The organism is Streptomyces sp. JNUCC 64 (genome assembly GCF_054484115.1).
The window spans coordinates 4407104-4427224 of sequence record NZ_CM137015.1 but is presented as its reverse complement, the minus strand read 5'-3'; the positions used below and the strand labels follow the sequence as shown (position 1 = coordinate 4427224).

The window sequence follows — 20121 nt, the reverse complement described above, 5'->3', positions numbered from 1 at the left end:
GTCGGCCGCCCGTCCGTCGTCCCTTCGGGGCACGTTCGCCGCGTCGCCCGCCGCCCGCCCGTCACGCCGTCCGCCGCGGTGGTCCGGCACCCCCGGCGGACCGCGCGGGGCCCGGCCGGGGCCGGGCTCCGGACCGGACGCGGAACCCGACTTGCGCCGCACCCCCCGTGATCCGTTAGAGTTTGGGCACGCCAACGGGGCGGGGCACAAAAGCCCAGCTCAAAGGCCGTGCGGGTGTAGTTCAGTAGTAGAACATCCCCCTTCCAGGGGGAAGGCGCAGTGTGCGATTCCTGTCACCCGCTCCGCATCTCTTACCGACCACGTCAGTGGATCAGGTAGGGTGGTGCTCGCGCCGATCGGTGAGAGCCGGTCGGATTGCTTTGCGGACGTAGCTCAGTTGGTAGAGCGCAACCTTGCCAAGGTTGAGGTCGCGAGTTCGAGCCTCGTCGTCCGCTCCACGGTGGAAACACCGGAAAAACCCCAGTCATCGACTGGGGTTTTTCGCGTGACAGGGGCCTTTCACCCCTCCCCCGCCCTCCCCGGCTCCGGCCTTCTCCCCCCTCCCCTGACATTTGTCATGGACGGTGATGACACCCCGCATCGCTTTCCCCGGCCGGCGGCGGGGAGGATCTGACCATGACTACCGAAGTGACCGAAGAACGCGTGATCGACGTCACCGATCTGCGTCGCGTTTACGGGGGCGGTCCCTCCGGGCGCGACAAGGGCCGGACGGGCGGTGCCTCCGCCGGGGCCGGACGGGGCGCCAAGGGCAAGCAGGCCCCCAAGACCTTCGAGGCCGTGCGCGGCGTCACCTTCTCCGTCGGGCGCGGCGAACTCTTCGCCCTGCTCGGCACCAACGGGGCCGGGAAGACCTCCACCCTCGAACTGCTGGAGGGCCTCGCGCCCCCCGCCTCCGGACGGGTCCGGGTCCTCGGCCGCGACCCCTACAAGGAGCGCGCCGCCATCCGCCCCCGGATCGGGGTCATGCTCCAGGAGGGCGGCTTCCCCTCCGAACTGAGCGTGCACGAGACCATCCGGATGTGGGCCGGGTGCACCACCGGCGCCCGCCCCACCGACGAGGCCCTCGACATCGTCGGACTGCTGGGCCGCCGGGCCGTCCGCGTCAAGCAGCTCTCCGGCGGCGAGCGCCGTCGTCTGGACCTGGCGCTCGCGCTGGTCGGACGGCCCGAGGTGCTGTTCCTCGACGAACCCACCACCGGTCTGGACGCCGAGGGCCGCCGGGACACCTGGGAACTCGTCCGCGAACTGCGCGACAACGGCACCACCGTGCTGCTGACCACCCACTACCTGGAGGAGGCGCAGGACCTCGCGGACCGGCTCGCCATCCTCCACCAGGGCCGCATCGCCGCCGAGGGCACCGTCACCGACGTCGTGGCCTCCCAGCCCTCGATCATCTCCTTCCAGCTGCCCGAGGGCTACCACGTCGGCGACCTGCCGCCGCTGGCCGCGCTCGGCGTCACCGGACACGAGCTCACCGGCCCGGTCCTGCGGCTGCGCACCCATGAACTCCAGCGCTCCGCCACCGCCCTGCTGGTCTGGGCCGAGCAGCGGGGACTGGCCCTGCGCGGGCTCGACGTCCGCTCCGCCTCGCTGGAGGAGGCGTTCCTGCGGATCGCCCGCGAGGCCGAGGACCAGGACGGCGCCGCCTCCCCCGTCAACGGAACCCCCCAGGTGAAGGAGCCCGTGCTGTGAGCACCGCCGCACCCCGTCCCGCCGGTCCGGCGGACCGCGCCACCCCGCACGACGCCCCCCGGGCCACCACCACCGCCGTCGACCGGCTGGTCTCCCTCACCCGCGCCGAGGTGAGCCTGCTGCTGCGCAGCAAGGGCACCCTGTTCGCGGCGGTCTTCGTCCCGCTGGTCCTCCCGTTCAGCTTCCGCTCCGTGACCAAGGACATGGACCTGGAGGGCACCGGGCTCTCCATCGGCACCATCCTGATGCCCTCCGCCGTCGGCTTCTCCCTGCTGTTCGCGGTGTACATGGCGTTCACCGGCATCCTCGTCGCCCGCCGCGAGGAACTCGTGCTGAAGCGGCTGCGCGTCGGCGAGCTGCGGGACGCCGAGATCCTCGGCGGCACGGCGCTGCCCTCGGTCTGCGTGGCGCTCATCCAGTGCGCGGTGCTCGTCGCCGGATCGGTGGCGCTGCTGGACGTGGGCGTCCCGAAGGCCGTCCACCTCTCGCTGCTCGGGCTGGTGCTCGGGTTGGTGATGTGCGCGGCGCTCGCCGCCGTCACCGCCGCCTTCAGCCGCACCCTGGAGAACTCCCAGGTCGCGGTGATGCCGCTGATGCTGGTCTCGATGTTCGGCTCCGGCATCACCGTCCCGCTGGAGATGCTCCCCGACGAGGCCGCCCGGATCTGCGAACTGCTGCCGCTGACCGGGGTGATCTCCCTGGTGCGCGGCGGCTGGACCGGCACCATGTCCGGGACCGAGACGCTGACCGCCGTGGTCACGGCCGTGGTCTGGACGGGCCTGTCGGTGTTCGCCGTACGCCGCTGGTTCCGCTGGGAGCCCCGGCGCTGAACCGGGGGCCGCGTCCGGGGGACACCATCCGTCCCCCGGGCGCGGCCGCCATCCCGCCGTCGCGGGGCACGAGGAGGAGGACGGTGTGAGCACGGTGAGCGGAGTGATGCGCAAACCGGACGCCTGGTGGCACGGGAAGACCACCAGCGCCAAGGTCGAGTCGTACACCCGGGGGTCCTTCCATCTGCTCGCGGTGGTCGAGATCACGGCCATCGGGGTACTGCCCCTGATCACCGTGCCGCTGCCGCGCGCCCTCGTGGTGACGGTCCTGGCACTGGTCCACGCCGCGCTCTGCTCGCTCACCGTCGCCCGGTCCCTGGACTGGGTCTGCGGCACCCGGGGCAGACCCTCCGGGGTCCTCGCGCTGCTCGCGGCGAGCACCGTCGTCGTCGCCGTGGTGGGCGCGCTCCTCCTGCTGTGGGGAGTGGACCCGGCGAGCCCCGGCCGGGACGACGAGAACATGCTCTCCGCCGTCGGCACCTTCTACCTCGCCGTCTTCTCCTTCGGCGTCGGCGGCATCAGCCTGGGGCTGCGGGGCAACCGGCGGATCGTCGCCACGGTCTGCGGCGGCGGGCTGCTGTCCGCCGTCGGACTGCTCGCCCTCGGTTTCCCGCCGCTGGCCGCACCGGTCATCGCCGTGTGCGTGATGTTCTTCGGCGGGCTGCTGGCGCTGACCGCCGCGTTCTCCGTCTGGCTGCTGACCGTCGTCATCGAGCTGGACACGGCCCGCGAGACCCGCACCCGGCTCGCCGTCGCCGAGGAGCGCCTGCGCTTCGGCCGGGACCTGCACGACGTGCTCGGCCGCAACCTCGCCGTCATCGCCCTCAAGAGCGAACTCGCCGTCCAGCTGGCCCGCCGGGAGCGGCCCGAGGCGGTGGAGCAGATGATCGAGGTGCAGCGGATCGCCCAGGAGTCCCAGCGGGAGGTGCGGGAGGTCGTCCGGGGCTACCGCGAGGCCGATCTGGCGGCCGAACTCGCCGGGGCGCAGGGCGTCCTCACCGCCGCCGGAATCGCCTGCTCGGTGACCGGCACCGCCGCCGGACTGCCCGCCCGGACCCAGTCGGTGCTCGGCTGGGTGGTCCGCGAGGCCACCACCAACGTGCTGCGGCACGGCGACGCGGAACGGTGCTCCATCGCCCTGGCCCGGGCGGGCTGGACGGTGACCCTGACCGTGGAGAGCGACGGGGCCGCCCCGGCCGACGGCACCGCCCCGAGCCGCGGCGGCACCGGGCTCGCGGGGCTGCGGGAACGGCTGACCCGGGTCGGCGGCACCCTGGAGGCCGGGTTCGCCGACCGTCCCTCGGGCCGGGTGTTCCGGGTCGTCGCCCGCGTCCCGGCCACGGCGGACACCACGGCCACCGTCGGCACCCCGGGTGCGCAGGCGCCGTCGGGTGCGCAGGCGTCCTCGGGTGCGTCGGGTGCGTCGGGTGCGTCGGGTGCGCCGGGTGCGCCGGGTGCGCCGGGTGCGCCGGGTGCGTCGGGTGCGTCGGGTGCGTCGGGTGCGTCGGGTGCGTCGGGTGCGTCGGGTGCGTCGGGTGCGTCGGGTGCGTCGGGTGCGTCGGGTGCGTCGGGTGACGATAGCCGCGCGGGGAACGGGACGGACGGCGTGGTGGGCGGGACCGTCGGGGTCGATGGCACGGACGGGACCGATGGCGCGGGCAGGGCGGACGAGGACGGGGAGTCACCGCCGGGGGACGGGCGGGGCGGACCGGCGGACCGAACAGACGGAACGGACCGAACGGACCGAACGGACGACGGGAGCGTGACGACCGGATGAGCGCTGAGCACGGCGGACCCAGCGGCGGGAGCGGGCCCGGTGGAATGGGGCCCGGTGGAGCGGAGGCAGCCGGCGGTCCGGGCGGGCCCGGGGTGCGGGTGCTGCTCGCCGACGACGAGCACCTGATCCGGGGCGCGCTGGCGGCCCTCCTCTCCCTGGAGTGCGACCTCCACGTCGTCGCGGAGGCCGCGTCCGGACCGGAGGCACTGGCGATGGCCCGCGCCCACCGCCCCGACGTCGCCGTCCTCGACCTCCAGATGCCCGGCGCCGACGGTGTGAGCGTGGCCACATCGCTCCGCGTCGAACTCCCCGACTGCCGGGTGCTGATCGTCACCAGCCACGGCCGCCCCGGCCACCTCAAGCGGGCGCTGGCGGCCGGTGTGCGGGGATTCGTCCCGAAGACCGTGAGCGCCCAGCGGCTCGCCGAGATCATCCGGACCGTGCACCGGGGAAACCGCTACGTCGACCCCGAGTTGGCGGCCGACGCGATCTCCGCCGGGGACTCCCCGCTGACCGCCCGGGAAGCCGAGGTGCTGGAACTCGCCGCCGACGGGGCGCCCGTCACGGAGATCGCGGAGCGCGCCGCACTCTCCCCCGGGACGGTCCGCAACTACCTCTCGTCGGCCGTCACCAAGCTGGGAGCGGAGAACCGGCACACAGCGGTGCGGCTCGCGCGGGAGCGCGGTTGGGTATAGTGGGGCCCGCCCCTCGGGGCACCGGCGGACGTAGCTCAGTTGGTAGAGCGCAACCTTGCCAAGGTTGAGGTCGCGAGTTCGAGCCTCGTCGTCCGCTCAGTGGGAACAAGCGTGGGCCCCGGTCGTTTCGACGACCGGGGCCTTCGTGTTTCCCGCCCCGCTCCGGCTTCCGCCCGAGCACCGGCCCACCCCTCCGGGGGAGACGGGCCGGTGCTCGGACCACCGGGAACGCGCCGGGAACGGGCCGGAAGGGGTGCGGGGCCGGGGCTCACTCCCAGGTGGTGCCCGTCAGCCGCTCGTACGCCTCCAGGTACTTCGCCCGGGTCGCCGCCACGACGTCCTCGGGCAGCGGGGGCGGCGGCAGCTCGGCGGCCCGCTCCCAGCCGGACGCGGGGGACGTCAGCCAGTCGCGGACGAACTGCTTGTCGAAGGACGGCTGGGCGCGGCCCGGCCGCCAGGACTCGGCGGGCCAGAACCGCGAGGAGTCCGGGGTGAGCACCTCGTCCGCGAGGGTCAGCGTCTCCCCGTCGAAGCCGAACTCGAACTTGGTGTCCGCGAGGACCAGGCCCCGCTCCCGGGCGATGTCCCGGGCCCGCGCGTAGACGGCGAGGGTGACCTCGCGCAGCTCCCCGGCGGTCTCCGCGCCGACCTGGCGGGCCACCTCCTCGAAGCTGACGTTCTCGTCGTGCTCCCCGACCTCCGCCTTGGTCGCCGGGGTGAACAGCGGCTCGGCCAGCTCGGAGCCGTCCGTCAGCCCCTCCGGCAGCGGCAGCCCGCAGACCGTGCGGGAGCGCTCGTACTCGACCAGGCCGGAGCCGGTCAGATAGCCCCGGGCCACGCACTCCACCGGGACCATCCGCAGCGACTTGCAGACCAGGGTGCGGCCCTCCCAGTCGGCGGGGGCGCCCTTCGGCGGCTCGGTGCTCAGCACGTGGTTGGGGGCGAGGTCGGCGAGCCGCTCGAACCACCACAGGGACAGCCGGGTCAGCACCCGGCCCTTGTCGGGGATCTCGGTGGGCAGCACCCAGTCGTAGGCCGAGATCCGGTCACTGGCGACCATCACCAGGTCGCCCGCCTCGTCGCGGTACAGGTCCCGCACCTTGCCGGTGTGCAGGTGCACCAGCCCCGGAACCTGTAGTGGTTCGGGCTTTTCGACGAATCCGGACACGGTGCCTCCCCGTGGTTCTGTACGAGTGCCGCCGTGATTGTCCCGCACGGGGGCACCCGACCGCGAAACGGGGGCGGTCGGTGGTGGCCGGGGGCGTCGCGTGACCCGTGGGGCACACGTTGTCCGTGGGTCAGTCGCGTTTGCAGATGCGGTCCAGGAGGTTGGCGGTGGCCCGCTGGACGCGGGGGTCCACATGGCCGGGGCGGTCCAGCGCGGGCGACCAGGCGAACGTCCCCGAGGCGAAGACCAGCGCCCCGGACGGCGCCCGGTACAGGGAGGTCTCCTGGTGGCGCCGTCCGCCCTCGGTGTCCCGGTACGGGGAGTGCGCCAGCAGGATGCGCTCCTGGTGGTCGGGGAGCGGGGCGCGCGGGAAGTAGCGGTCCGCCTCGCCCGCGACCAGTCCGGGCAGTTCGTCGCCCTCGTGCGCGCCGGTCGCCTCCCACAGCCAGTGCCCCGCGTTGCGGACGATCATCGGACGGGGTTCGGGGACCCGGCCCGCGTACTGGATGCCGAGGAGCTGCTGTTCCGGGCGGCCCTCCTCGCGCCAGAGCGCGGACCGGCCGGGGCCCCGGCGCTTGCGGCAGGCCAGCAGCCGGTCCGGGGTGCCGGACGCGGAGGGACTCAGCTCGACCTGCCAGTACATGCTGTTGGCGGAGAGGAACACCAGCGAGGTGCCCTGGTCACGGGCCGTCTCGGCGGTGCGCCGCATGTTCGCCGACCAGTACTCGTCGTGCCCCGGGAACACCAGGCCCCGGTAGCGGGTCGGGTCCACCCGGCCCGCGTGCAGATCGGTGGCGTCCGCGTACGCCAGGTCGTAGCCGTAGCGCTCCGCCCAGCGGATGAAGTCGTAGGCGTGGCCCACGTGCAGCGGCAGCCCCGCGCCCGCGTACGGCCGGTCGAAGGAGACGGTCGTCGCGGCGTCCTCCTCGCCGAGCAGCCGTCCCTCGCCGTCCCATGCGTGGTAGAGGCTGGCGCCGGTGCGGCCGTCCTCCGGGTAGAGGTTGTACGCCTGCCAGGTGATGTCCGGCAGCAGCAGGAGGAGGTCGGCGGGGCGGTCGTCGCGGACCGTGAAGGGGATGTGCGAGCGGTACCCGTCCAGGGTGGTCAGCACCGCCACGTACGCGCCGGGGTTCCAGTACGAGGGCACCTGGAGCCGCCAGGACAGCCACCAGTGGTGACAGGAGACCGTGCGGTCGGCGGTCAGGGGCGCGGGCTGGACGATGCCCGACAGCCGGGGGCTCGTGGTGATCTTCGAGGCGCCGTCGCCCGCGTAGTGGCCGATGCGGTAGACGTCCACCCCGAACTGCTGCGGCGGGTTCACCGTGATGTGGAAGTCGAGGGCCCCGCCCGGGGCGACCGCGGCGGTCGACGCGAACCCCTTGATCTGACGGTCCACGTCGTTGGCCGTCCGCAGCCCCGAGGGCAGATGGGGACGGGCGGCGGAGGCCAGGGCCGCCCGCACCGCGTCGGGGTCGTCCGGGTGCGGGCGGGGGCGGGCGCTGTCCGACGGGGTGTCCACGTACCAGGGGACGACCTGGCCCGTGTCGCCGAAGTAGTTCTCGCTGCCGCGCAGCCAGGGCAACGGGCCCATGCCGAAGGGGTCGTTGACCGCGTGGGCCAGGGCGCCGGACTCCCAGCGCCGGATGGGCCCCGGTTTTCCGCGCGGGGTCTGTTCCTCTTCGTACGGCGCCATGCGGTCCCCTCCCTGAGTCCCCCGGGCCCGGCCCTCCACCCGGGCTGCTGTGCCGGCGGGCGGGACCAGCACATCACATAACGCACGCGTTCCGTCACCGTTCGTCGTTATTTGACGGTGTTCCGAGCGGCCGGAGCGGGGACACGGCCCGTACGGGGGAAGGCCCGTGGCCTCCGACGGCCGCTCGTCCGTCGCTCAGGCGTTCACCCGGGGCGGCCCTCTGGCCTTCACCCCGGGCGGCCCTCTCCGGCCCCGTCGGATCCGGGGCGGTTCCGGGGCGCTCCGGCGGGTTCGGGACGGGGCGCCGTCGGGCCGGAGGCGGGGACGTAGGCCGGGTCAGACGAGGCGCAGGGGCTTGTCGGTGCGTACGTTGCGGTCGGTGAGCCAGTGGCGCAGCGGGGTCGCGTCGCCCCGGTCCACCAGGGCGCGGACCCGGGACTGGAGGTCGGCCACCCGCTCGCCGCCGAGGAGCAGCGAGGGGCCGTCCAGCCAGTCGAGTCCGGGGGCCGCGCCCGCGGTGTCCACCGCCGCGCAGCACACCGTGGCGAGGACGTGTTCGGCGAGCAGGTCCCTTCCGCTGCGCGGGGGTTGGAGCGGGAAGAGGGGGGACATGCCCTCGTTCCACAGCACCTCGTCGGCGGACCGTCCGCCGGACGCGGCCGTCTCCCCGCCGGTTCCGGTGCCGCCGGCGGTTCCGGTACCGGCGGCGCCCTTGGCTCCGGCGGCGGGGCCGGTGCCCGTGCCGTCGGGCGGGGCGTCCTCCTCGCGGGCCAGGCGGGCGGTGAGCGCGGCGGCCAGTTCCCCGGCCTGGGGGGTGCCACGGCCCTCGTCGTCGAGGGCCTCGTCGTCCGGGTCCTCGTCGTCCAAGCGCTCGGCGTCCAGGGCTTCGTCGTCCAAGGGCTCGTCGTCCAGGGCCGGGGCCGGGTTCGCGTCGGGGTACCGATCGGCGTCGGAGTACTGATCGGCGCTGGCGTACGGGTCCGGGGTCGGACTCGGGTCGGCGGTCGGTCGCGGGGCCGGGCTCGGGCTCGGGTCGGCGGTCGGTCGCGGGGCCGGGGTCGGGTCCGGGTCGGCGGTCGGTCGCGGGGGCCGTTCAGCGGCGGGACGCTGGGCCGGTTCGGCGGCGGGGTCCGGTACGGGTTCCGGTCGTGGTTCCGGGGGGAGGGCCCCCGGGTCGGCTATCCGTGCCGGGGGCTCCGCGAGCGGGGACGGCGTCGCGGACGGAAACGGCGACGCGGACGGGGCGTCGGACCGCCGGGCAGAGGACGGGGAAGAAGACGGGGACGGCTGGGGCGGCGGGGGCGGGGTCCGGGTGGGTTCCCCGGTGGTGAGGTGGTCGAGGACCCGGGCGAGGGTGGGGCCCTCGGGGCCGGGGCGGGCGCCCGCCCCGTCGAGGACCGACTGCAACCGGGCCGCCTCGGTGCGCCAGGTGCGGTCCACGACCTCTTCCGGATACGCCTGCCAGTCCACCGGGGCCCAGTCGCGTCCCGTCTCGGCGGGCCCGCCGTGGAACAGCCGCGCGGCGAGCAGCGAGGCCGCCTCGTCGACCGCGCCCGGTTCCTCCAGCAGATCGCACGCGGGCCGTTCGCCCAGCCGGGCCGTGAAGCCCTCGGCGAGCCGGTCGCGGCGGGACAGTTCGGTCAGCGCGGCGACCACTCCGGCGTCGAGCCGGGAGGGCCAGCGGCCGATCCGCCAGGCGGGCAGCGCGACCCTGGTCAGCAGCCGGTCCCAGCCCGCGTAGGCGAGGCCGACCTGTTCCTGTGCGACGATCCGCAGCCCGTAGTCGACGCTCTGCGCCCGCTCGGCCGCCGCGGCGGCGACCCCGCGCTCCATCTCGGTGGCGTGGGTGCGGCAGGACTTCAGCAGCAGTCGCGCGACCCCGCCCGTCACCCAGAGCCCGCACCGGGCGAGCGGGCCCCGGTCCGGGTCCGAGGCCACCGCGACCGCCGCGTCGAGGCCCCGGACGAAACGGCGGGCGGCGGCGATGTCGGGGTGCGCGGACGGACCGGTGCCCGCGACCACGGGGGCGAGGACGGCCCGTAGTTCGGCGACCCGCATCCACCACAGGAACGGCGATCCGATGATCAGTACGGGGGCCTTGCGGGCTCCGCGCTCCCGGGTGGCGGCGGTCGGGTCCTGGACGGTGGTGCGGGAACCGGCGTCACGGGACCCGGCCGTGCCGGACCCGGCCGTGCGGGACTCGGCGGTCCGGGGCTGCTGGGCCCGGTGGGCGCGGTCCTCCAGCCAGCTGTCGCAGTCGGGGGTGAGGGCGATCTCCGAGGGGGCGGGGACGTCGAGCCGGTCCGCCAGCTCCCGCACCAGCCGGTACAGATCGGGGGCGGCGGCCTCGTCGACCGGGACGGTGGGACTCACCGCCGGACGGGACCGGGTCACGACCAGACCGATCCCCGCGGCCACCACCAGGACCGCCACCGCGGTGCCGGTGAGCACCCAGCGCGCCACGTCCCAGCCGCCGCCCCGGGCGAGGTGACCGCTCGCCTGTCCGGCGAACAGCACCACCGCCGCCGCCGCGGGCAGCAGGGCGACGGCCGTGGCACGGCCGCGGACCCGCAGCACGGCGAGGGCCCGGGAGCGCGCGGACAGCGCGCCCGTCTCCACACCCATGTCGGACACGACCGGATCTCACCCCCTACCGTCCGCCGGGCGCGCCGGGGCGCCGACGGACTCCCTTGCCGTTGCTCACTCCCCCACTGTGGCACCGCCCCCGGACATCGCAATGCCGGTGGGCCAAGTGCCGGAACGCATGCGCCGCACCATAGTTGGGGCCCCGGCCGCCGTCAGCCGGATAGACCATCGGTCACTCGATGGAATGGCTTTGGGCAGAGCTAGGGGGCGCATGCGGGCGAGGACACGAACGCATGCGCGAGCGTGAAGCGGATTCCGCGCGCCGTGTTCGCACTACGCCCGCCCTCGCACACCTACCCACGCGCCTGGGCTGAGCACCCTCGTACGGCAGACGACCGGCCCCGGCCGAGGGGCGCGGGACGGGAAGCGGGATGGGCAGCGGGACGGGAACGGCCCCGGGCCGGTGCGCGGGGCGCGTCCGGTCCGGGGCCGTCATGGGGACGTCACGGGCCTCGGGGTGCGACGGGTCGCAGGAGGCGACGGGTCGCAGAAGGGAGGAGGGCGGAGGGCTTGGCGCCCGTCCGGTCAGTGACCGGGGGTCGTCGTCTCCCCCGCCGCGGCCTTCGCCGCGATGTCCGTCCGGTGCTGACCGCCGTCCAGCGTGATCCGGCCGACGGCGGTGTAGGCGCGCTCGCGGGCCTCGGTGAGGTCGGCGCCCGTCGCCGTCACGGACAGGACGCGGCCCCCGGCGCTGAGCACCCGGTCGCCGTCCCGCTTGGTGCCCGCGTGCAGGACGTACGCGTGCGGGGCGTCCCGTTCGGCCACCGCGTCCAGCCCCCCGATGGGGTCGCCGGTGCGCGGGGTGTCCGGGTAGTCGCGCGAGGCCACGACGACGGTGACCGCCGCGTCACCGCTCCAGCGCAGCGGCTCCAGATCGCCCAGGGTGCCCCGGGCGGCGGCGCGCAGCACCCCGGCGAGCGGGGTGCGCAGCCGGGCGAGGACCACCTGGGTCTCGGGGTCGCCGAAGCGGGCGTTGAACTCGATCACCCGCACTCCGCGCGAGGTGATCGCCAGCCCCGCGTACAGCAGTCCGGAGAACGGGGTGCCCCGGCGGCGCAGCTCGTCCACGGTCGGCTGGAGCACGGTCTCCAGGACCTCCTGCACCAGCTTGGGGTCCGCCCACGGCAGCGGCGAGTACGCGCCCATGCCGCCGGTGTTGGGGCCCTCGTCGCCGTCGAGCGCGCGCTTGAAGTCCTGGGCGGGCTGGAGCGGCAGCACGGCGGTGCCGTCGGTGATCGCGAAGAGGGAGACCTCGGGGCCGTCCAGGTACTCCTCGATGACGACGCGCTGGCAGCCGGCGGCGTGCGCCCGCGCGGCCTCCAGGTCGTCGGTGACGACGACGCCCTTGCCGGCCGCCAGTCCGTCGTCCTTGACGACGTACGGGGCGCCGAAGGCGTCCAGCGCCTCGTCGACCTCCTCGGCGTTCGTGCACACGTAGCTGCGGGCGGTGGGGACCCCGGCGGCGGCCATCACGTCCTTGGCGAACGCCTTGGAGCCCTCCAGCTCGGCGGCCTCCCCGGACGGGCCGAAGCAGTCGATCCCGGCGGCGCGGACCGCGTCGGCGACCCCGGCGACCAGGGGGGCCTCGGGGCCGACGACGACCAGGTCGGCCTCCAGCCGGGTGGCGAGGGCGGCCACGGCCGTCCCGTCGAGCGCGTCGACGGAGTGGAGTTCCGCCACCTCGGCGATGCCTGCGTTCCCGGGCGCGCAGTGCAGGGAGGTGACGTCGGGATCGAGGGACATTGAGCGGCACAGGGCGTGTTCGCGGGCGCCGCCGCCGATGACGAGGACCTTCACGCCCGCCAGCCTAACCGCCGCCCCACCACGCCTCGTGCGGGTGTCCGACGCGCGGACGCCACGGGGCTTGGAGGATCGTCCGAAGAGGCCCCCGTGCGGCGGAGGGCTTTCCCTTCGAGGGGCCGCCGTCCGAGAACTCTCCGAAGGGCTTTCCGAAGGGCTTTCCGAAGGACTTCCGGGGGGGCTTCTCCTGGGGGCTTCTCCTGGGGGGTGGTCACTCCCGGCAGCACCCGGACGTTCACCCGCTCACGTGGAGGGGGCCGTCCCGCGCTCAGTGGTCGTCACGCGCGGAAGCCACTGAGCGCGACATCGTGTGTGGGCGCCACGTCATGGACGCGACGCGGCCCGGGCACGGCGCGCGTGGCGGACGTGGCGGACGTGGCGGGCATGGCACACGTGGCAGGTGTCACAAGCGACGTCCGGAGCGGCGGCCAGGTCGCCCGGAGGCCGCAGGGGCGTCACTCGTTGGAGAACTCCTCCAGGACGGTGGCGCCCAGCTCGTTGACGATGAGGTCGTGGCCGGAGAGCGCCGTCTCGTCCAGGTCGGGGTCGTCGTCTTCGGGGACGTCGTCCTCGGGGGCGATCGACGCGACGGGGCGGGGCAGGCGCTGCGGCTGGCCGCCCCCGGAGGGGCCGCCGGACGACGGGGCGGACGGCCCGGGCCGCGCGGCGGGCGGGGCTGCGTGGGACGCCTGGGGCGCCCCGGGGGCGGGAGCGGCCGTCGGGGCGGCGGAGTGGGGGGGTGCGGGTACGGGGCCGCCGTACGCGGGCGGGGCGCTCGGGGGGACGGGGCGTCCGCCGAAGTTCCCGGCGGCGGGCGGCGGGGCGGAGCCGCCCGAGGGGTCGACGATCGCCTCGACCCGCCACTGCACGCCGAACTGTTCGCTCAGGGCCTGCCGCAGCACGTCCTCGCTGCCGCTGCTGGCGAAGTTGTCGCGGGCTCCGGCGTTGACGAACCCGATCTGGAGGGTGGTGCCGTCGAACCCGGCGACCTGGGCATTCTGGCTGAGCAGGATCCAGGTGAAGCGGCGCCGGTTCTTGACGGCCTCCAGGATGTTCGGCCACAGGGACCGGGGGTCGAGCCCCCCGGCGGGCGGGGCTGCGTAGGACGCCTGGGGCGCCGCGGTCGCCGCGGGGGCGGCGGGCGCGGCCGGGGCGGGCCGGGCGGCGGCCTCCGGCGGGGCGGCGGGCCGGTCCTGCGGGGCGGGGCGTCCACCACCGGCCGGCGCGGCGGTGGGCCAGCCGCCCGGGCGGCGGGCGGCGGGCTGGGCCTCGGTCTGCGGGGCGGGGGGCGCGGCCTGGGCCACGGGCTCGGGGGCGGGCGCCGGGGGGGCGGCGGGGACCGGCGGCGCGTAGACGACCTCGGGGCCGGGCTGCGGCGGGGCGTACTGGACGGGTGCGGGCGGCGCGACGGCCGGGGCGGGGGCGACGGCGGGTGCCCCGACAGTAGCGGGGGCGGGGGCCCAGCCGGGGCCGGGGGCCGCCGCGCCGATCCCTCCTGCTCCTCCGGCCCCTCCGCCGACGGTGGCGCCGCGCTCCAGCCGTTCCAGCCGGGCCATGACGGAACGCTCGTCGTCGTAGGCGGCGGGGAGCAGCACCCGGGCGCAGATCAGTTCCAGCTGGAGGCGGGGCGAGGTGGCCCCGCGCATCTCGGTGAGGCCCTCGTTGACGAGGTCGGCGGCGCGGCTCAGCTCGGCGCCGCCGAAGACGCCGGCCTGGGCGGTCATCCGCTCCAGGACGTCGGCGGGGGCGTCGATCAGTCCCTTCTCGGCGGCGTCGGGGACGGCGGCGAGGATGACCAGGTCGCGGAGGCGTTCCAGCAGGTCGGAGACGAAGCGGCGGGGGTCGTTGCCGCCCTCGATGACCCGGTCGACGACCTCGAAGGCGGCGGCGCCGTCACCGGCGGCGAAGGCGTCCACGACGGAGTCGAGCAGCGAGCCGTCGGTGTAGCCGAGGAGCGAGGTGGCCATGGCGTACGTCACGCCGTTCTCGTCGGCACCGGCGAGCAGCTGGTCCATGACGGACATGGAGTCGCGGACGGAACCGGCCCCGGACCGCACCACGAGGGGGAGCACGCCGTCGGCGACGGGCGTCTCCTCGCGGGAGCACACCTCGCCGAGGTAGTCCCGGAGGGTGCCGGGGGGCACCAGCCGGAAGGGGTAGTGATGGGTGCGCGAGCGGATGGTGCCGATGACCTTCTCGGGCTCGGTGGTCGCGAAGATGAACTTGAGGTGCTCCGGGGGCTCCTCGACGACCTTGAGCAGGGCGTTGAAGCCCGCCGGCGTGACCATGTGGGCCTCGTCGATGATGTAGATCTTGTAGCGGCTGCTGGCGGGCCCGAAGAACGCCTTCTCGCGCAGGTCACGGGCGTCGTCCACACCACCGTGGGAGGCCGCGTCGATCTCGATGACGTCGATGGAGCCGGGGCCGCCACGGGCGAGGTCCACACAGGACTGGCAGGTGCCGCAGGGGGTGGGCGTGGGGCCCTGCTCGCAGTTCAGACAGCGGGCGAGGATGCGCGCGCTGGTGGTCTTCCCGCAGCCGCGCGGCCCGCTGAACAGGTACGCGTGGTTGACCCGGTTGTTCCGCAGGGCCTGCTGCAGGGGCGCGGTGACATGCTCCTGCCCAATGACCTCGGCGAACGACTCCGGGCGATAGCGGCGGTACAGCGCGAGAGACGACACGTATACGAGGTTATAGGCGCCCACCGACAACCCGGACCGGAAGCGGTCCCGGAGCGGTCCCCGAGCGGACCCGGAGCGGACCCGGAGCAGGTCGGAAGCGGACCCGGAGCTTCGGACCCGGAGCGGATCGGGAGCGGACTCGGGGCGGGTCGGGAGCCCCCGGACCCCGCCCGGCGGATCGCCTCCACGCACGACAACGCCCCCCACGCACCCGCCAGAGCCGACCTACCCTTGCTGCCTTCCGGCCCTGGGGGAGTTCAGTCAGATAGCGCCACGTGAGGGGCTCCGCACAGAGTACCCGATCCTGGGGCCCACGAACGAGTTCGCGACCACCGCCCGGCGTCATGTAATGTCTGCGACGGAGGATTCGCCTAGTGGCCTAGGGCGCACGCTTGGAAAGCGTGTTGGGGGCAACCCCTCACGAGTTCGAATCTCGTATCCTCCGCCAGTGCCTCACCGGGCACTACGTCGAAAGGCCTCACCTTCGGGTGGGGCCTTTCGCGGTTGTCCTCAGAAGCCGTTGTCCTGGTTTTTGTCCACAGCGTCGGCTTCCTGCGGCCCCCACAGCACCGTCGCGAGCTTCCGCGCGACCTCCTTCAACATCGCGTCGGGCACGTGCAGATACCGCGCGCGCATCCGCGTGGAGGTGCCCGGCTCCCACCCCATGATCTGATCGATGACCCGGTCAGGAACACCGAGGAGCATCAGGATGGTCGCGGCGGTGTGCCGGGCGTCGTGCAGCCGGGCGTCCCGTACCCCCGCGTCCTCCAGCAGCTTCTTCCACTCGTGGTAGTCCGTGTTCGGACTGAGTGGACCGCCGAGCGGCTTGGTGAACACGTAGTCCGACTCGGTCCACAGGCTCCCGGCGGCCACCCGTTCCCGGGCCTGAGCCACCTTGTGCAGGCGGAGCATCTGGACCAGGGGACCCGGCAGGGGCACCGCACGCCGTCCCGCGCGCGACTTCGTGTTCTTGGTCTCCCGCCGCACCTGGTTGCGCTCGGGGCAGTACCCGGCCTTCCGGCCGCACGGCGACACCTCCCGGCACCCGTGCTCGTACTTCGGCCGCAGACGGTTCCGGCGGAGCTTCAGGTACTCGTTGTCCAAGTCGACGTCGGGCCACCGCAGACCGAGGGTCTCCCCCTGCCTCAGGCCTAGGGCGAGCGCGAGCATCCAGCGGGCACTGTTGCGGCGCTTCCTCACCTCGGCCAGAAGGCTCTGGACCTCTTCGACCGAGTAGGGCTCGATCTCATCCTCGGGTTCCTCAACCCGCGGCGGCTTGGCCAGCGCGGCGGCGTTCTTCGCGGCGTGGCCACGCCGCACCGCCTCACCGAGGGCGGTACGAGCGGTGCGGTGCGCCTGGTGGGCGGTGGCGGGCTTGCTGCCCTTCTGCTGCATCCGCCGGTACAGGCTCTCCAGGTGTTCCGGCTCCAGACGGTCGATGCGGTGCTTGCCGATGCCGGGAACGAGGTGCACGCGAACGGCGACCTCGTAGCCGTCGTAGGTGTTCTCGCTCACGACGGCCTTGGCGATGTTCTCCACCCAGTGCCACAGCCACTTCTCGACGGTCCACAGCTTGCCCGGTTGCTGCGCGGTCCCCTGGTCCCGCTGCTTCTCCAGCCTTTTGACCTCTTCGATCAGGGCGTCTTCCGAGGTACGGGTGATGTGCCTCCGGTAGGGCTCTCCGTTGTCCCTGTAGCCCATCGGTACTCGGGCGTGCCATCGGCCGTCCGCGCCGAAGTAGATGGCGGATTCACCGTTGGCTCGGCGGGTGCGCTTCTTCTCCTCCGCCACTGGCGGGTTCCTCCTGCGGTTCTCGGGAAACGGCCGGAGCGCCGCCCCGCGTGGTGCGGGGTGACGCTCCGGTGTGGAACGGGTCGGGTGTCAGGCGGCGCGCTGTTCGGCCCTAAGGCGGGTGACGAACGCGGCGGGGGCGTCGGCGGGGACACGTCGGAGTGCGCCGACCATCAGGGACTCCAGCTCGCCCGTGCGGATCAGGCGGAAGGCAGTGGTCCGGCCGATGCGGAGGCGGCGTGCGGCTTCTTCGACGGTCAGCAGGACAAGGGTCGGGTCGGTGACATCAGCGAGATGGGCCGTGTCCACGGCGGTTCTCCTTCATCGCGTGACGGCGGGGCCGGGCCCGCGCTCTGAGACGTCCGCTACCTCCGCTACTGCCGCTACCGTGCAGGTCAGGGGCCTGTTGGTGGTAGCGGATGGGGTAGCGGTAGCGGATAGGGGTCTGGGTTCCCGCTGGTGTGCGGGGCCCGGACACCAGGGTGGCGCGGAGGGGGTCAGGGGGTGGTGGTAGCGGGTTGGGTAGCCGCTACCGGGAGGGTGTCCGCTACCGGTTCGGTGCCGTTGACCTGCGGGGTAGCGGCGGTAGCGGTGGTAGCGGACTCGTCGGAGCGGGGCGGGCAGTAGCGGAGCCAGGCGTCCGCGAGGTCGGCCGCGTAGTAGCCCTTGGACACGGTGCGGGGGCCGGTCTTGATGTTGCGGGAGCGGATGGGCTGGTTGTCGGCGGTGACGTAGTCGCTGAGCATGCGGGCGAGGGTGCGGGGGGTGAGGGGTTTGCCGTCGAGGTCGGCCCAGGGGGCGTCGTCCAGCGCGGTCAGCCGGTCCACCAGGTCGGCGCTGAGCAGCCGTTCGGCGTCCCCGAACGCGTCGCGCAGATCGGCCAGCAGCCGGATACCGGTGCTGGCTTTGTCCCCGGTGCTGGCGGCGGTGACGAGGGCGACGCATGCGGCGCGGGCGCGGGCGGGCCAGTCGCCGCCCGCCGCGTCGGCGACGGCGATGAGGGGTTCCCAGACGTCGGCGGGGCGGTCGGTGATGCCTTCTGGCATCTCGGGCCACGCCCCGGCGATCTGGTCGCGGACGGTGTCGGCCCACTCGGCGAGGCGGTCGCGGAGGGTGTGGCCCTCGGCGACGTGGATGCGCTCGCGGAACGGTTCGACGGTCTCGTTGGGGGCGCGGCGGCGCATGCGGACGACGACGGAGCGGGTGAGGATGGTGTCGGGGAGGTCCCCGAGTCCGGCGGTGGCGAGCGCGGCGTAGACGGGGAACGGCTGGACGACCTGTGAACTCCCGTCGCCCACGCACCGGTACACCACCCCGGACCGCCGGTGCCCCGCGTTGATCAGCCCCCGCAGGTCCTCGTTCCCGGAGGCCCGGGGCCCGAACACAGTGTCGATCTCGTCCAGCAGGACGACGGGCCGGGCCTCGGTGTCCGACACCGACCGGAACAGCGCGGCCGGGGACACATCGGTGGTGATCATCGGCCGGGGCACAAGGGTCTGGATGATCTCCAGCGCGCGGGTCTTGCCGGACCCGGGCTCAGGGGACAGGAACGCGATCCGGGGGGTGGACTCGAACGCGTCCAGGAGGTGCGTGTGGGCGTTCCAGAGGCTGACGGCGGTGAACACGTGCTCGCTGGGGAACACGTTGAACCGGCGGTGATGCGCGTCCACCGCGTCAAGGACCGCAGCTCCGTCAATAGGCATGGACATGGGGTGGTCCTTCTGAGTCGGGCCGGTCAGGTCAGGGCGAAGAGCAGAGGGGACGCCCTTGCGGGCGGCGTTCCCCGGGGCGCCTACGGCCTGCCGGGGCGCGGGCTGGTTGGCGGTCACGCGGTGGTTCCGGCGGCGGCGAGGCCGCGTGTGACGGCGCGGCGGGCGTAGGGCTCGGGGACGCCGACGGTGACGGCGGCGGCCACGATCTCGTCCCCGATCCGGTCGAGTCCGCACGGGCCGGGGCACCGGGCGTGCTGGGCGGCGAGGAACTTCGCGACGCCGTACGCCTGTGATCCGGCTCCGGTCTCGGTGTGGTCGCGGACCCTGCGTGTCCCGGTGTCGAGGCCGGTGCGGACGTAGCCAGCGGTGTGGCGGCACCCGGTGGCCACCGTCCGGTCCCACCGCGCGGCGGCGCAGACGGAAGAGGCCACCCGGTCGCGGGCGGGGGTGGCGTCTTCCCTGACGACGAGGGCGCGGACGGACTCCGGGAGCGCGGTGACGGGGCCGGTGCCGGGGGCGATCCAGCGGGCGTACTGCATCCGCGACTTCACGTCCACCCCGGCCCGGACGGCGTTCGAGGACGGCATCGCGCCCCGGTAGATCCAGTGCTCGCCCCGGGTGGTGGGGACGGTGCGGGTGGGGGGCAGGGTCAGGCGGGCCCACGCGACGGCGGCGGCCGAGTCGAGGTCCACCACCGTCAACCCCCCGCCCCCGGCGCCGCCGGGGTGGTAGGCGATCCCGGCGGCGGACCGCCACACGGACGCCCACGCGGGCGAGGCGAGGACGGTGGGGTCGGTGGTGGCGGCGGCCCACCCGTGGCACGGCCGCGGGCACTGGCAGGAGCCAGGCGTCTTCATGTTCGGGCGCCCGCCGCACGCGTTGTCGACGCAGGTCGGGCAGTTGCCGACGGGGAGCTTACCCGCGCGGAGCGGGAGGACGGGCACCCCGGCCGTCGCGAGTCGGAGCGCGGTGGCCAAGGGGCCGTGACCCCGGGCGGGGGGTCGCGGGAGGGGGGTCGGTTGGGTCATGCTGGAGTCCTCCAACGGGTCTGTGGGCTGGTTGGTTGAGGGCGGCCCCGGACTTTGGCGAGACGGGGGCCGCCCTCGCTGCTGTTGGTGAGTTGGGGGGGGTTACTCGGGGTGGCGGTGGGTGATCAGGTAGGTGACGCCGTCGTGGCTGGCGTAGGGGTGCTGGGTCCACTCGCGTCCGAGGCTGTCGGTGGCCGTGACGCCGTGTCCGCCGATGTCGGGGCGGACCAGGGCCATCGCGAGCCGCACCAGGGCGGTCGTCTCCTGGCGGTCGGGGGTGACGCCCTGCCAGATCCGCTCGGTGATCAGGGCCCCATGGCGGTACGTCGCGGTGACCTCGTGCTGGACGCCGCCCACCCAGACGGTCACCGAGAGGTCCCGTTCCTCCTCCCGCCGCTCGCAGGGGCAGGGCTCGGTGTAGGGGGTGCCGTCGGGGTAGGAGGGCCGTCCGGCACGGCGCCAGGCGAGGGCCTCACAGGTGCGGGCGGTGTGGCAGGGGCAGGAGGGGCAGTCGTCCGGCGCGGCCCTCACCCAGCGGTGGCCATCAGGGGGTTCCAGCGACGGGTCATCGATCCATCGGGTCATGG

General features: G+C 74.3%; 14 protein-coding genes, 4 tRNA genes and 1 other RNA gene. 8 read left to right on the top strand and 11 right to left on the bottom strand.

Going from position 1 to position 20121, the window contains the following annotated elements:
- Positions 1-230 precede the first annotated feature (230 nt).
- The 7 genes from ACVWNX_RS18285 (at position 231) to ACVWNX_RS18255 (ending at position 5112) form a co-directional block, all read left to right on the top strand.
- Positions 231-302, top strand: a tRNA-Gly gene (locus tag ACVWNX_RS18285).
- A gap of 80 nt (positions 303-382) precedes the next feature.
- Positions 383-458 (top strand) — tRNA-Gly (locus ACVWNX_RS18280).
- A 178-nt stretch (positions 459-636) separates the two neighbouring features.
- The gene (locus tag ACVWNX_RS18275) at positions 637-1713 is read left to right on the top strand and encodes an ABC transporter ATP-binding protein (protein WP_454408270.1); all 1077 of its coding nucleotides are present in this window, start codon (positions 637-639) and stop codon (positions 1711-1713) included.
- The gene (locus ACVWNX_RS18270; protein ID WP_454408269.1) at positions 1710-2543 is read left to right on the top strand and encodes an ABC transporter permease; all 834 of its coding nucleotides are present in this window, start codon (positions 1710-1712) and stop codon (positions 2541-2543) included. The genes ACVWNX_RS18275 and ACVWNX_RS18270 overlap by 4 nt, the downstream gene beginning before the upstream one ends.
- Positions 2544-2628: 85 nt before the next feature.
- On the top strand, positions 2629-4320 hold the full coding sequence (locus ACVWNX_RS18265) for a sensor histidine kinase (RefSeq protein WP_454408267.1): 1692 nt from the start codon (positions 2629-2631) through the stop codon (positions 4318-4320).
- Between the two features lie 44 nt (positions 4321-4364).
- A complete protein-coding gene (locus ACVWNX_RS18260) occupies positions 4365-5015 on the top strand; it encodes a response regulator (protein ID WP_454414824.1) in 651 nt (216 codons plus the stop codon).
- A 24-nt stretch (positions 5016-5039) separates the two neighbouring features.
- A tRNA-Gly gene (locus tag ACVWNX_RS18255) sits at positions 5040-5112 on the top strand.
- 171 nt (positions 5113-5283) lie between these two features.
- On the opposite strand, the gene ACVWNX_RS18250 is transcribed toward ACVWNX_RS18255, so the two are convergent.
- From ACVWNX_RS18250 to ffs, 6 genes are all read right to left on the bottom strand, one after another.
- Positions 5284-6183 carry a phosphoribosylaminoimidazolesuccinocarboxamide synthase gene (locus tag ACVWNX_RS18250; RefSeq protein WP_454408266.1) on the bottom strand — a complete coding sequence of 300 codons (900 nt, stop codon included), beginning with the start codon at positions 6181-6183 and terminating at the stop codon, positions 5284-5286.
- A 130-nt stretch (positions 6184-6313) separates the two neighbouring features.
- Complete coding sequence (locus ACVWNX_RS18245) at positions 6314-7876, bottom strand: N,N-dimethylformamidase beta subunit family domain-containing protein (protein ID WP_454408264.1); 1563 nt, start codon at positions 7874-7876, stop codon at positions 6314-6316.
- A gap of 336 nt (positions 7877-8212) precedes the next feature.
- Positions 8213-10501, bottom strand: a complete 2289-nt coding sequence (locus ACVWNX_RS18240) for a hypothetical protein (RefSeq protein WP_454414823.1) — start codon at positions 10499-10501, stop codon at positions 8213-8215.
- A gap of 546 nt (positions 10502-11047) precedes the next feature.
- Entirely contained in the window at positions 11048-12319 is a 1272-nt protein-coding gene (gene purD / locus ACVWNX_RS18235; RefSeq protein WP_454408262.1) for a phosphoribosylamine--glycine ligase, read from the bottom strand.
- Between the two features lie 458 nt (positions 12320-12777).
- Positions 12778-15003, bottom strand: a complete 2226-nt coding sequence (locus ACVWNX_RS18230) for a DNA polymerase III subunit gamma and tau (protein ID WP_454408260.1) — start codon at positions 15001-15003, stop codon at positions 12778-12780.
- Positions 15004-15195: 192 nt separating this feature from the next.
- Positions 15196-15290: signal recognition particle sRNA small type (gene ffs / locus ACVWNX_RS18225), an RNA gene on the bottom strand.
- Positions 15291-15363: 73 nt separating this feature from the next.
- Between ffs and ACVWNX_RS18220 the strand changes: the two genes are divergently transcribed.
- Positions 15364-15451: transfer RNA gene (locus ACVWNX_RS18220), tRNA-Ser, on the top strand.
- A 62-nt stretch (positions 15452-15513) separates the two neighbouring features.
- Here the strand turns inward: ACVWNX_RS18220 and ACVWNX_RS18215 are convergent.
- From ACVWNX_RS18215 to ACVWNX_RS18195, 5 genes are all read right to left on the bottom strand, one after another.
- Positions 15514-16794: a tyrosine-type recombinase/integrase gene (locus ACVWNX_RS18215; protein WP_454408259.1), complete on the bottom strand. Its 1281-nt coding sequence runs from the start codon at positions 16792-16794 to the stop codon at positions 15514-15516.
- A gap of 90 nt (positions 16795-16884) precedes the next feature.
- Positions 16885-17103, bottom strand: a complete 219-nt coding sequence (locus ACVWNX_RS18210) for a helix-turn-helix domain-containing protein (RefSeq protein ID WP_454408257.1) — start codon at positions 17101-17103, stop codon at positions 16885-16887.
- A 188-nt stretch (positions 17104-17291) separates the two neighbouring features.
- Positions 17292-18503, bottom strand: a complete 1212-nt coding sequence (locus ACVWNX_RS18205) for a DUF3631 domain-containing protein (protein ID WP_454408256.1) — start codon at positions 18501-18503, stop codon at positions 17292-17294.
- A 116-nt stretch (positions 18504-18619) separates the two neighbouring features.
- Positions 18620-19534, bottom strand: a complete 915-nt coding sequence (locus ACVWNX_RS18200; protein WP_454408254.1) for a bifunctional DNA primase/polymerase — start codon at positions 19532-19534, stop codon at positions 18620-18622.
- A gap of 102 nt (positions 19535-19636) precedes the next feature.
- The gene (locus ACVWNX_RS18195; RefSeq protein WP_454408252.1) at positions 19637-20119 is read right to left on the bottom strand and encodes a hypothetical protein; all 483 of its coding nucleotides are present in this window, start codon (positions 20117-20119) and stop codon (positions 19637-19639) included.
- Between the last annotated feature and the right edge of the window lie 2 nt (positions 20120-20121).